The following is a 12987-nucleotide window of genomic DNA, read 5'->3' as shown; positions in this document are numbered from 1 at the left end:
TCCACCAGAGGTCAACGATCCTTCATGGTCGGATCGAGCACGACACGCAAGGACTCCCCGAGCGCATTGAACGCCAGGGAGACGACGAGAATGGCAAGGCCCGGCGCGTACATCTGCTCCGGGGCGATTTCCATATACTGATAGGCGCGCGCCAGCATGGCGCCCCAGCTCGGGTCCGGCGGCTGGATGCCGAGGCCGAGGAAGGAGAGGCTGGCCTCCGCCAGCAGCGCGGCGGCGAGCAAGAGCGTCACCTGCACGATCACCGGCTGCAGCGTGTTCGGCAGCACATGGCGCCAGAGCACATGCCAGGTCGGCGCGCCGAACCCCTTCGCGGCGTCGACATAGAGCTCCTGCCGCACGATCAGCGTGCGGGCGCGAACGATGCGCGCCAGCGCCGGGAACATGGTGATGCCGACCGCGATCATGCCGTTGGTGAGGCCGATGCCGAGCGCGCCGGTGACCGCGATTGCGAGCACGATTGCCGGGAACGACAGGAAAGTGTCGATGATGCGGCTGACGATGTCGTCGATCCAGCCGCCGAAATAGCCGGCGACGAGGCCGACCGGCAGGCCGATCGCAACCGCGACGCCGACCGCGAGCAGGCTGGCGTAGACGGTGGCCGGCGCGCCGTAGATCAGGCGGCTGAGAACATCGCGGCCAAGATCGTCGGTGCCGAGCCAATGCGCCGGGCCCGGCGGCGCCAGCATGTTGTTGACGTCCTGCGCGGTCGGCGCATAAGGCGCGATCCATGGCGCGCCGATCGCCACGATGACCAGCAGCAGCAGCACCAGGATCGACAGCGCAGCGCGGACATCGCCGGCGAGCCAGCGCAGGACGCGGCGCAGCCGGGTCGGCTTGGCGGGCGGCTTAAGCTCGGCGAGCGCGAGGTCGGTCATTGCTCGATCCTCGGATCGATGGCGGCGCAGAGCAGATCGGTGATCAGGTTCACCGCGATCACGACGACCACCATCGTGAAGACGACGCCCTGCACGATCGGGAAATCGCGCTGGATCGCGCCACGCACAATGAGGCTGCCGAGCCCGGGAATCGCGAACACGGCCTCGATCACGACAGTTGCCGCCAGCATGCGGTTCACCAGCAGGCTGATGATCGTGAGCAGGTTGACGCTGACATTCTTCAAGCCGTGCTGCCAGAGGATGCGGGACATCGACAGGCCCTTGGCGTGCAGCGTGCGGACATATTGCGACGACAGTACCTCGAGCAGCGCGCCGCGCAGCTGGCGCGCGACTTCGGCCATGCCGTAGGCCGCGATCGCGATCCCCGGCAGCAGCGCGTACCTGATCGCCTCGATCGGCGAGGCGGTGAAGGATTTGGCGCCGGTCGCCGGCAGCCAGTTCAGCTTCAGCGAGAATTCCGCCACCAGCATCATGGCGAGCCAGAAGCCGGGAATCGCGACGCCGAGCGAGGCGATCAGACTGACCAGCTTGTCGATCCAGCCGTTCGGCTTGATCGCGGCGGTCACGCCCATCGGGATGCCGGTGAGGAGCGCCAGCACCATGGCGATCACGACGATCAGCAGCGTGTTCGGGAAGGCGCGCCCGATCGAGGTCGCGACCTTCTCGCCGGTCAGCAGTGATTGCGAGAGATCGCCCTGCGCGACCTTGCCGAGCCAGGCGCCATATTGCACCAGGAACGGACGGTCGAGGCCGTAAATGCCCCTGATCTCGGCAATGCGCGCGTCGGTGGCATTGTCGCCCGCCAAGGTCACGGCAACGTCGCCGGGCACGAGCTTGAGGAGCGCGAACACCATGAAGGTCGCGAGCAGGATCACGGGCAGCGCCTGCACCAGGCGGCCCCCGATGACCTTGACCGGTGACCGTCGCGCCATTGTTCTCAGCTCTCGAGCCAGACGTCGTCGTATTTCGGCTTGCCCAATAGGTTGGGCTTGTAGCCCTGCACCTTCTTGTTCATCGCGACAAGCTCGAACTGGAACGCCAGCGGCACCACGAAGGCGTTCTCCATCACCAGGCGCTGCACGGTGGCGAAAGCCTTGCGCCTGACATCGATGTCCTCCGACGCCCGCGACTCCCTGATCGCGGCATCGAGCTCCGGCGGCACCGGCGCGCGGCCGCCATTGTAATAGGCGTCCTTGGTGAACATCAGTGAATAGGTCAGGCTCGGATCGGGGCGCCCGGTCCACGCGGCAAGCAGGCCGGAGCCCTTCTTCTCCGGGCCGAAGAAGGCCGCCGAGGCTTCCGCGATCGGCGCGTTGACGAAGCGGACGTTCATGCCGGCCTTGCGGAGCTGCTCGATCAGAATTTCCTCGCGCTGCACCGAATCCTGGTCGGAATAGCCGCCGATCTCGATCTGCGTGCCCTCCTTGAATCCGGCCTCCGCGAGCAGCTTGCGCGCCTTGGCGGGATCATAGGGATAGAGCTTCGCAACCTCGGCGTCATAGGCCCAATGCGACTTCGGCAGGTTCATGTAGGCCGGCTCGGCAAGACCGGCGAGCGCAGCCTTGACGAAGGATTCGCGGTCAACAGCGAAATTGAGCGCCTGACGGACCTTGACGTTGTCGAACGGCGGCTTGGCCCAGTTCAGAAAGATCTGGAACACGTAGAGCGTCGGGCCGTGCACGACCTTGACGCTGGAGGCGCGCTCGATGATCGCCTTCTGTCGCGGCGGGAGCTGGTAGATCAGATCGTTCTGGCCCGCCGTGACCGAACGCGCGCCGGTGGTGAGCTCGGGGATGATCGAAAACTCGATGCCGTCGGGATAAGGCCGGTTCGGCTTCCAGTATTTCTCGTTGCGCTTGACCACGATCTTCTCGCCGTCGGCCCAGCTCACGAACGCATAAGCGCCCGCGCCGACCGGCTTGCGCGTGACGACCCCGCCTTCGGCCGCCTTCAGCGCCGTCGGCGATACCATCATGCCGGCGCGATCGGACAGGATGCCGGGCAGCGCAGTATCCGGCGCGTTCAGCTTCAGCGTCACCTGCTGCGGTCCGGTCACCTCGACCGAGGCCACCGACAGCAGGTCGGCCTTGATATTGGACTTCGGATCGCTCTTGTTGCGGTCGAGGTTGAATTTCACAGCCTCCGCATCGAGCGGCGTGCCATCATGGAAGGTGACGCCGGAACGGATATTGAGCACGAGCGTGGTCGGATCGGTGAACTTCCAGCTCTCGGCCAATCCCGGCCTCGGCTTCAGCGTCTCGAACTCCCATTCAACCAGCGTATCGTACATCGTGAACAGGAAGGCGTGATCGGAGCCGGCGCCGCCGGTTGCGGGATCGAGGCTCGACGGATTGGCCGGCGCGGAGATGCGCAAGGTGCCGCCCTTCTTCGCCGCGCCTTGCGCGAAGGCCGGACCGCCGAGACTTGCGCTCGCGAGCGCGCTCGAGATCAGCGCAATGGCCTCGCGTCGTGTTGTCATTGTCATGGCAGGTCCTCCGGTGGTCTAGTTCGGCGAAAAATTCGGGCGGTCGGCGAAATGGCACGCCACCCAGTGATCGGGCTTCAGCTCGCGCCACTCCGGCGCATGTTCCGCGCAGAGCGGCTGCGCGTGCGGGCAGCGGGTGCGGAAGCGGCAGCCGGTCGGCGGATCGATCGGGCTCGGGACCTCGCCCTGCAGCACGGTCCGCGTCTCCTGCCGCAGCGACGACGGCAACGGCCGCGGCTCGGCTGACAGCAGCGCCTGCGTATAGGGATGCAGCGGCCGCTCGGACACCGCCTCGGTCGGGCCGAGCTCGACGAACTGGCCGAGATACATCACCGCGACGCGTTCGCTGATGTGCGAGACCACGGCGAGATCGTGGGTGATGAAGACGTAGGTCAGGCCGAGGTCGCGCTGCAAATCGGCGAACAGGTTGAGCACGTCGCCGCGGATCGACATGTCGAGCGCCGCCACCACTTCGTCGCATACGATCAGCTTGGGCTTCAAAGTCAGCGCGCGGGCGATCACCACGCGCTGCTTCTGGCCGCCGGAGAGCTGGTGCGGATAGCGCTCGCCGATCTCGGCCGGCAGACCGACGCGCTCCAGCGCCTCCCGCGCCTGCCGCTCGCGCTCGGCACTAGCGCCGACGCGCGCAAGCTCCAGTGGCTCCAGCACCGAGGCGAGAATCGTCATCCGCGGGTTCAACGCGGCATTGGGATCCTGGAAGATGATCTGGTAGTCGCGGCGGTGGCTCTGGAACTGCTTGCGCGGCAGCGCGAGCGGATCGATGCCGTCATGCAGGATGGCGCCGGCACTGGGCTTCAAGAGGAACACCAGCGTGCGGCCGATCGTGGTCTTGCCTGATCCGGACTCGCCGATGATGCCGAACGTCTCGCCGCGGCGGACGTCGAAATTGACGCCATCGACCGCCTTCAAGGTGGCGCGGCGGTCCGTGGTCTGGAAGCGCACCTCGAGGTCGCGCACCGAGACGATGGGGTCGCGGCTGGGCTCGGCCGAGGCTGCGGTCATTGCGTCGCGACCCTGGCTGCGACGGATGTCTCGGGCGGATGCAGCGCGCCGGGCAGATTGAGCTCGGCAAAGCGCCAGCAGCGCACTTTGCGGCCGCCGCCGGCATCCTGCAGCTTCTGTTCGGTCTCGCAGCCCCTGGTCGCATGCGCGCAGCGGGCGCGGAAGCGGCAACCGTTCGGCATGTCAGCGATCGACGGCACGCGGCCCGGGATCGACGGCAGCCGGCCGTGGCGCGGGCTCAGATGCGGCAGCGAGCGCAACAAGCCCGACGTATAGGGATGCAGCGGCCGCACCAGCGCCTCGTCGACGGACGCGTCCTCGATCACCTCGCCGGCATACATCGTGATCATCCGCGTGCAGGTCTCGGCGACGACGCCGAGATCGTGGGTGATCAGCATCAGCGCGGTGCGCGAGGTCTCGCTGATGTCGCGCAAGAGTTCGAGGATCTGCGCCTGCACCGTGACGTCGAGCGCGGTGGTCGGCTCGTCCGCGATCAGGAGTTGCGGCCCGCAGATCAGCGCGGCTGCGATCATCACGCGCTGGCGCATGCCGCCGGAGAGCTGGTGCGGATAATCGTCGATGCGCCGCTCGGGCGAAGCGATGCCGACGCGGCGGAGCATCTCCAGCGTCTTGGCGCGCGCCTCCTCGTATCCGATATTGGTGTGGACGCGCAGCGTCTCCGCGATCTGATGACCGACGGTGAAGACCGGATCGAGCGCGCTCATCGGCTCCTGGAAGATCATCGCGATGCGCTTGCCTCTGATGTCGCGCATCTGCCGCGCGCTGCAGCTGGCGAGATCGATGCCGTCGAAGATGATCCTGCCGTCGAGGCCGGCGAAATTGCCCGGCAGCAGCCGCAGGATCGACAGCCCGGTGATGGTCTTGCCGCAGCCGCTCTCGCCGACGATGCCGACCCGCTCGCCCGGCGCAATGTCGAAATCGATCTTGCGCGTCGCCTGCCAGATGCCCTGCGAGGTCTTGAAGCGGATGCCAAGCCCACGCACGGACATCAGCGGCCGCGCACGATCGCGCGCACCCTCCGCCTTGCGCTCTGCCGGCTGGCCTGCCTGCATCAACCCGCCGCCCGCTTCTTCTCTTTCACCAGTTGCTCCTCCATCAGCATCTCGGTGCCGATGATGCCCTCCCGCGCAAGCTCTTCAAGCTCGGCATCGCTGAGGCCGAGCATGCCCCCGAGGATCTCGCGGTTATGCTCGCCGAGCGTCGGCGGCACCGAGCGGATCGCAAAGGGTTCGGCGCCCTCGCGGAACGGCATCGACGGCTGCGGATGCTTGCCGATAAAGGCACGGTCGACCTCCTGGATGAAGCCGCGGGCATGGAGCTGCGGGTCCTTCAGGAGATCGATCGGCAGCCGCGCGACGCCTGAGGCGACACCGGCCGCCTGCAGCGCGGCCATCGCAGCATCTGGATTGCGCGCGGAGGTCCAGGCCGTGATCGCAGCCTCGATCTCAGCCTCGATGGCGCGGCGGCCTGCGGCCGTCTTGAACCTTGCATCGGCGGCCCAGTCCTCGCGACCGAGCAGCCGCGCGAGCCTGCGCCACATCGCATCATCAGACACCGCGACCACGATCCAGTTATCCTCGCCCGCGCAACGGAAGCAGCCATGCGGCACGAAATCCGGATGGCGATTGCCGTATTTGACCGGCGGCGTGCCGTCGATCGAATGCGCAACGATCCAGGGCGCCGCGAACGGCATCATGCATTCGATCTGGGCGAGATCGATGAACTGCCCCTGCCCCGTCAGCCTGGCATGGATCATCGCGGTCAATACCGCGGCGCAGCCGTTGAGACCGCCGACGGCATCGCCGAACGCGGTGTGGCTCATCACCGGCGGCCCGCCGGCATCGCCGACCACGCTCGGCAGGCCGGAGCCCTGCTCCAGCGTCGAGCCATAGGCGCGGCAATCGCGATAAACACTGCCGGCGCCGAACGCCGACATCGACATCATCACGAGCTTTGGATTCATCTTGCTCAGCACGTCGTAGCCGAGACCGAGCTTCGGCAGCACCTCGACCGAATAATTGTCGACCACGAGGTCGGCATCGGCGAGCAGCCGCTTGGCCAGCCCCAGCCCCTTCGGCCGGGTCAGATCGAGCGTGATGCCGCGCTTGTTGCGGTTCATGATGCAGTAGCGCACCGACTTCTCGTACATCTGCTCCAGCACGTAAGCCGGGCGGCGATCGACGCCGCGCCACCAGTCCGGATACTGGATCGCCTCGATCTTGATGACGTCAGCGCCGAGATCGGCGAGCGTGCGGGTGCAGATCGGGCCGGCCCAGCCCATCGAGAAATCGACGACGCGGATGCCTTCGAGCGGCAGGCGATTGGCCGCAACTGGCTTTGGTGCCGCTGCGCGCGGTGCCGTCTCGCGTTTTGCCTGCTGCTCGCCGATGCTGGGAACCCGGCCACCGCGAAGCGGCGGCGTGCCCATCAGCCGCTGCATCGTGCCGGCGCTGAAGCCGGCCTCATCGCCGACAGTGATCGGCACGATGGCGCCGCGAGCGCGCTTCTCCTTATCGGCGATGAGATCCGAGATCTCAGGCACCGGCACGATCGGGATCTTGCGCTTGAGGCACTCGGCGAACCATTCCTGCGCGGTCCGCTGTTTGAGCCTCGGCAATATTTTGCCCTCGATCTCGGCGACATGTTGCAGCCGGTCGACGCCGAGGAACAGCGTCGGATCGTCACGCAGGTCGGTGAGATCGAGCATCTCGCAGAAGCTGCGCCACTGCGCCGGTGTCACCGTGGTGACGCCGAGCCAGCCCTGCTTCGTCTCGTAGATGCCGACCGGAAAGGTGGGCCAGAAGCGGTTGACGCCGATCCGCCGCATGATGTCGCCGCGCGAGAACGCCTCGAACATGATGTATTCGGTGACGGCGATGCTGGCCTCGAACAGGCTCAGATGGCTAGAGCGGCCGCGCCCGTCCTGCATGCGCCCAATCACCGACGAGCTGGCGGCGATGAAACCCCAGAGCCCGCCGAGGATACCGGTCTGGAAATCCGGCGCGTGCATTGGCGGTCCTGCTTCCGGGCCGACCAGCTTCACCAGGCCGGACAGCGCGCGGATCGTGGCGTCGGTCGCGGCGAACTTGGCATACGGACCGCGATCGCCGAACCAGGAGAGGTCGAGATGGATCAGGCCGGGATTGTTCCGCTTGATCGCGTCGAGATCGATATCGGGACAATCCGCCGCATCGAGGCCGCGCCCATCGAGCAAGATGTCGCAAGCTCCGATCAGCTCGTTCAACCGCGACGCAGCATGCGCATCGCTCCTGTCGAGCACGACGCTCGCTTTGTTGAAGTTCAGAAACGCGAACCACGCGCTCTGCCCGCTCCGCGTCAGCGGCGCGGTGCGGCGAAGTGGATCGCCCTGCGGCGGTTCGACCTTCTGCACGTCGGCCCCGAAGTCGGCGAACAGCCGCGCGCAATAGCTTGTCGCAGCCGCGCTTCCAATCTCGACAATCCGCAGATGCGACAACGCGCCCATCACGCTTCCCCGCGAGCAAAATGACCAGCCGATGACAGCGGCTGATTCAGTTTCTTGTTGTCTGAACTTGAAGCCGCGCCAGCGCGATGATGCAAGCGGAATTTTTTCTTCCGCTCGACGGAATTCATCAATGGCGACGGCACTTAGCGGCACGCGCAGCGTCATGCGACCGTCGCTCGACAATTCCTCGGCTGTGCGCGAGGCAAATCTGCGTTGGCGGGGTGCTGCCGTGCGATTGACGCATTGCTCGATCCGCTATTCTACTCCTCGAGAGAGAAACACACCGGGCAGGAAACCATGACCAAAGCAACAACAGTCAAAAGCGTCGAAACGCTCGCCTGCGATGCCGGCTGGCGGAATTATCACTTCGTCAAGGTGACGACCCAGGACGGGCTGGTCGGCTGGAGCGAATATGACGAGGGCTTTGGCGCGCCCGGCGTGACGGCGGCAATCGAGCGGCTGTCGGCGCGGGTGGTCGGCAGGAACGCGTTCCAGCATGAGCGGATCTATGCCGAGCTGTTTGCCGCGACGCGTCCGGCCGCCGGCGGCGTGGTCGCGCTGGCGCTGGGCGCGATCGAGAACGCGCTGCTCGACGTCAAGGCCAAGGCGCTCGGCGTGCCCTGCTACGACCTGCTCGGCGGCAAGATCCGCGACCGCGTACGAGTCTACTGGTCGCATTGCGCGACGTGGCGCATCAATCATCCCGACTGGTACAAGCCGGCGATCACTGATCTCGACGGCGTGAAGGCGATCGGCCGCGAGGTGCGCGAGAAGAAATTCTCGGCGATGAAGACCAACATCTTCGTCTACACCGACGGCAAGCCCCAGGGCTGGCGGCCCGGCTTCGGTTCGCCGTTCGAGCCCGAGATCAATGTCGACCGCACCGTGCTGCGCAATCTCTGCATGCATCTGGAAGCGATCCGCGACGGCGCGGGGCCGGACGTCGATCTGCTGCTCGACCTCAACTTCAACGCCAAGACCGAAGGCTATCTGAAGATCCTGCGCGCCATCGAGAAGATGGACATGTTCTGGGTGGAGATCGACACCTTCAACCCGCAGGCGCTGGGCTATATCCGCCGCCAGAGCCCGCATCCGATCTCGTCATGCGAGACGCTGCTGGGCCTGCGCGAGTTCCTGCCCTATTTCACCGAACAGGCGATGGATGTCGCGATCATCGACACGCCCTGGAACGGCGTCTGGCAGTCGATGAAGATCGCCAATGCCGCCGAGCATTTCGAGGTCAACGTCGCGCCGCATAATTTCTACGGCCACCTCTGCACCATGATGAACGCGCATTTCTGCGCGGCAGTGCCGAACTTGCGGATCATGGAGACCGACATCGACCGCCTCGCCTGGGACCACGAGATGTTCACCCATGTGCCCGAGTTCGTCGACGGCCATCTCGTGATTCCGGATCGCCCAGGCTGGGGTACTGAGCCAAACGAGGAAGGCCTGCGCGCCCATCCGCCGAAGAACAAGGGCGGGTTGTTGAACTACGGGCTGAAGAAGTAGGTCTCTCCACACCGTCGTCCCGGCGAAAGCCGGGACCCATAGCCACCGCTGCGTGATGTGAACGGGACTATTGCCCCAGCGGCGTGCAACAACTGAGAGTTGGGGTAATGGGTCCCGGCCTTCGCCGGGACGACGCAATCCTCAATCACCGTGCCTCAATTATCATCCCGCACGGTCGCGAATGCGCTGTCGATCACGTCGCCGATCGGCTGCCAGGCGTTGCCGTCGAACTGCACCAGCCGCATCTGCTTGATCGGGCGGAAATCCTGCGGGCCGGTGTTAATGACGATGCCCGGCAACGCGACCGGGGTGTGGTAGTTCCGCAGCGACGCCGCCTGCCGCATGATGTTCTCGCGCGACAGGTCGTCGCCGCATTGGCGCAGGACCTGGAGCAGCGTGTCCGCCGCGGCGTAGCCGAACACGGCATAGAGATCGTCCTTGTCGCCGTCGGGGAAATACTTGTCCATGAAAGCGAACCACGCCTTGATCTGCGGATCCTCCTTCCAGGAGGCATCGCTGGCGTCCTTCAGGAACGACGTCGAGATCACGCCGAGTGAATTCTGCAGGCCCGCCGGCCGCAACGCGCTGGCGATCGAGGCCGACGCATTGTCGAGGATGAACACCGGGTGCCAGTCGAGATCCGCGGCGCTGCGGATCGCACGCGCGGCGATCGCCGGCGCGCCGTCGAACACCAGGATGTCGGCGCCGGAGGCCTTCAATATTCCGAGCTGGTTCTCGATCCTGGTCTCCGACGCGTCGAAGGCAAGGTCCGCGACGATCATGCCCGCGGTGTCGCCGAGCCCCTCCTGCAATCCCTTGAACAGGTCGCGGCCGAACTGGTCGTTCTGCCAGAGCACGGCGATCTTGCGATCGGGATAGGACGCCTGGATGTAATTGGCATAGATCCGCCCCTCGGCGCGGAAGGTCGGCTGCCAGCCCATGGTCCACGGATAAGTTCTGGGATGCGCCCATGCCTCGTCGCCCGAGGCGACGAAGAGCTGCGGGACCTTCTTCTCGTTGAGATAGGTCCGCGTCGCCAGATTGTCCGGCGTGCCGAACGAGCCGAACATCAAAAGCACGTTCTGCTTCTCGACGAGATCGCGGGTCTGCTCCATCGCGGTCTTCGGATTGGAGCTGTCATCGACCGAGATGAACCTGATCTTGCGCCCGTTGATGCCACCATGCTCGTTGATCATGTCGAAATAGGCCGCTTCCGCCCGCCCGATGGTGGCGAACGCCGCAAGCGGCCCTGTGTAGGGCATGATGTTGCCGATGCGGATGTCGTTGTCGGCGGCGGTCGCCGGTGCCTGCTGTGCGCGTGACGGCGTGGCGGAGACCAGCGCTGCCGCCAGGACAAGGGACATCGAAAAGGCGGTCTGTGTTCTTGTTTGTATCAACATCGCCACAAACGCCGGCAACGCGACCGGCGCTCCTCCCGAGCGAGCCAAGCTTATCGCCCTAGGCAACGGCGGAAAAATGAAATGTTGATGGCGGAGTTCCGCTCAGCGCAACGTTATGTCGAGCCAGCCGAGCGCATTGACCACCACGCGATCGTCAGTGTCGACCAAAACCGTCGTGGTCTCGGCCTCGATGATCGCCGGCCCCATGAGCGACTGGCCAGGCTTGAGATCGTCAAGCGCATAGACCGGCACCTCGCGCCAGGCGCCGAACCAGGCCTGCCGCTTGCCACGCGGCGCGCACGGCGCGGTTGACGTCACCCGGCCGACATCGCCGCCCGCTGGCGCGACCTTGCCGACGGCGGCGACGCGCGCGTTGACGAACACCACCTCCTGACCGCGCGAGGCGTAGGTGTAGAGTTCCTCGTGGCGGCGATGGAAGCGATCCTCGATCTGCGCGACCAGGTCGGCAGCACCGAGATCGAGGTCGCCGAGCGGCACGTCGATCTCGAACACCTGCTCGCCATAGCGCATCTCCGCCGAGCGCTCGATCGCGATATCGCCCTTGAACCAGGAACGCAGGCGACCTGCGGCCTCCGCCTCCAGCCCGGCGAACAACGCGCGCACCTCGTCCGCGGAAATCCGGCCCGTGCCGTAATGCGTGCGGCTGACCTCGTAGCGGAGGTCGCTGGTCAGCATGCCCCAGGCGGAGAGAACGGAAGCGACCGTCGGCACGATGATGCGTTTGATCTCGAGCTCGCGCGCTACCTCCGCGGCATGCATACCGGCCGCGCCGCCGAAGCTCAGCAATGCGAATTTCCGCGGATCGACGCCGCGACGCAGCGTCATCAGACGGATGCCGTCGGCCATCTTCAAATTGATCATCTTGTAGATGCCGGCCGCCGCCTCGAGCCGCGAGAGCTCGAGCGCTTGCGCGATACGATCGACTGCGGCCTCTGCGGCTGCGCGATCGAGCGGCCGCGCCCCGCCCATGAAGGCGGCGGCATCGAGATAACCGAGCACGACATTGGCGTCGGTGACGGTGGCGGCGATGCCACCATTGCCGTAACAGGCCGGGCCCGGCACCGAGCCTGCGCTCTCCGGCCCCACGCGCAGCGTGCGGCTGCCGTCGACGCTCGCGATCGAGCCGCCGCCGGCGGCGATGCTGGCGATGTCGAGGCTGCGCAGCGCAATGCGCTGGCCGGCGAGCATGCCGTCGGCGGAGAGCGAGGCCTGGCCATCTGATATCAGCGAGATGTCGGTCGAGGTGCCGCCCATGTCGAACGGCACGAAATCGGGAATGCCGAGCATATCAGCGCAGCGGCGGCTGCCGGAGATGCCGCCGGCCGGCCCCGACAGCACCGTGCCTGCGGCGAGGCGCGAGGCCTCCTCCACCGGCGCCATGCCGCCATGCGACAGCACGACGAACAGCGAGCCCTTGAAGCCCGCTTCATGCAGGCGTTGCTCCAGATTGGTGAGATAGCGCCGCACCGTCGGTTCGACATAGGCGTTCACGATCGTGGTCGAAACGCGCTCATATTCCTTGATCTGCGGCAGCACGTCGCTCGAGCGCGACACGGTGATATCAGGCAGTTCGCGCGCCAGACGTTCGACCGCGGCGAGCTCATGCACCGGATTAAGATAGGCGTGCAGGAAGCACACCGCGACCGAGGTCGCGCCCGACCGCTTCACCTCGGCGATCGCATCGTCGAGCGCGGCAGCATTCAGCGGGATTACGGCGCTGCCGTCCGCCTTCAGCCGCTCGCGCACGCCGAAGCGGCGCTCGCGCGGCACCAGCGGCTCGGGCGGCGGCGTGCGCAGGTCGTAGCGGTCGGGCTTCAGACCTTCGCGCATCTCGACGACGTCGCGATGGCCCTCGGTGGTGAGCAGCGCGACCTTGGCGCCCTTGCGCTCCAGCAGCGCATTGGTCGCAACCGTCGTGCCGTGCACGAGGCGATCGGTCTCCGCCAGCATCGCCGCGCGCGTCACGCCGAGCCGTCGCGCGAGCTCTTCCAGCCCCGCCATGACGCCGATCGACTGGTCGGCCGGCGTGGATGGCGACTTCGCGAAAACGGTGCGTCCGGTTTCATCAGTGGCAACCAGGTCGGTGTAGGTGCCGCCGATGTCTATTCCGATCGTGAACATGCT

Annotated in this window: 9 protein-coding genes; 1 reads left to right on the top strand and 8 read right to left on the bottom strand. The window is 66.0% G+C overall.

All coding sequences use genetic code 11. The features are described from left to right. Positions 1-11: 11 nt before the first annotated feature. From MTX23_RS10820 to MTX23_RS10795, 6 genes are read right to left on the bottom strand one after another with little or no spacing between them, the layout of a single operon-like run. Complete coding sequence (locus tag MTX23_RS10820; protein ID WP_280976617.1) at positions 12-896, bottom strand: ABC transporter permease; 885 nt, start codon at positions 894-896, stop codon at positions 12-14. Further along, positions 893-1849, bottom strand: coding sequence for an ABC transporter permease (locus MTX23_RS10815; RefSeq protein WP_280976616.1), 957 nt, complete (start codon positions 1847-1849; stop codon positions 893-895). Before MTX23_RS10815 ends, MTX23_RS10820 begins: the two co-directional genes overlap by 4 nt. A gap of 5 nt (positions 1850-1854) precedes the next feature. Next, positions 1855-3402 carry an ABC transporter substrate-binding protein gene (locus MTX23_RS10810; RefSeq protein ID WP_280976615.1) on the bottom strand — a complete coding sequence of 516 codons (1548 nt, stop codon included), beginning with the start codon at positions 3400-3402 and terminating at the stop codon, positions 1855-1857. 18 nt (positions 3403-3420) lie between these two features. Further along, the gene (locus tag MTX23_RS10805) at positions 3421-4425 is read right to left on the bottom strand and encodes an ABC transporter ATP-binding protein (protein WP_280976614.1); all 1005 of its coding nucleotides are present in this window, start codon (positions 4423-4425) and stop codon (positions 3421-3423) included. Then, positions 4422-5498: an ABC transporter ATP-binding protein gene (locus tag MTX23_RS10800; protein ID WP_280976613.1), complete on the bottom strand. Its 1077-nt coding sequence runs from the start codon at positions 5496-5498 to the stop codon at positions 4422-4424. The genes MTX23_RS10805 and MTX23_RS10800 overlap by 4 nt, the downstream gene beginning before the upstream one ends. Next, positions 5498-7930 carry a CoA transferase gene (locus MTX23_RS10795; protein WP_280976612.1) on the bottom strand — a complete coding sequence of 811 codons (2433 nt, stop codon included), beginning with the start codon at positions 7928-7930 and terminating at the stop codon, positions 5498-5500. Before MTX23_RS10795 ends, MTX23_RS10800 begins: the two co-directional genes overlap by 1 nt. Positions 7931-8227: 297 nt before the next feature. Between MTX23_RS10795 and MTX23_RS10790 the strand changes: the two genes are divergently transcribed. After that, the gene (locus tag MTX23_RS10790) at positions 8228-9442 is read left to right on the top strand and encodes a mandelate racemase/muconate lactonizing enzyme family protein (protein ID WP_280976611.1); all 1215 of its coding nucleotides are present in this window, start codon (positions 8228-8230) and stop codon (positions 9440-9442) included. Positions 9443-9597: 155 nt separating this feature from the next. On the opposite strand, the gene MTX23_RS10785 is transcribed toward MTX23_RS10790, so the two are convergent. Then, positions 9598-10806 (bottom strand): ABC transporter substrate-binding protein, encoded by a 1209-nt coding sequence (locus MTX23_RS10785; protein WP_280976610.1) that lies wholly within the window; start codon positions 10804-10806, stop codon positions 9598-9600. 138 nt (positions 10807-10944) lie between these two features. Then, positions 10945-12984, bottom strand: coding sequence for a hydantoinase/oxoprolinase family protein (locus tag MTX23_RS10780; RefSeq protein ID WP_280976609.1), 2040 nt, complete (start codon positions 12982-12984; stop codon positions 10945-10947). Between the last annotated feature and the right edge of the window lie 3 nt (positions 12985-12987).

Source organism: Bradyrhizobium sp. ISRA436 (assembly GCF_029910015.1).
Lineage (GTDB): Bacteria > Pseudomonadota > Alphaproteobacteria > Rhizobiales > Xanthobacteraceae > Bradyrhizobium.
The sequence above is the reverse complement of the archived record's forward strand: the minus strand, read 5'-3'. Positions and strand labels throughout refer to the sequence as shown.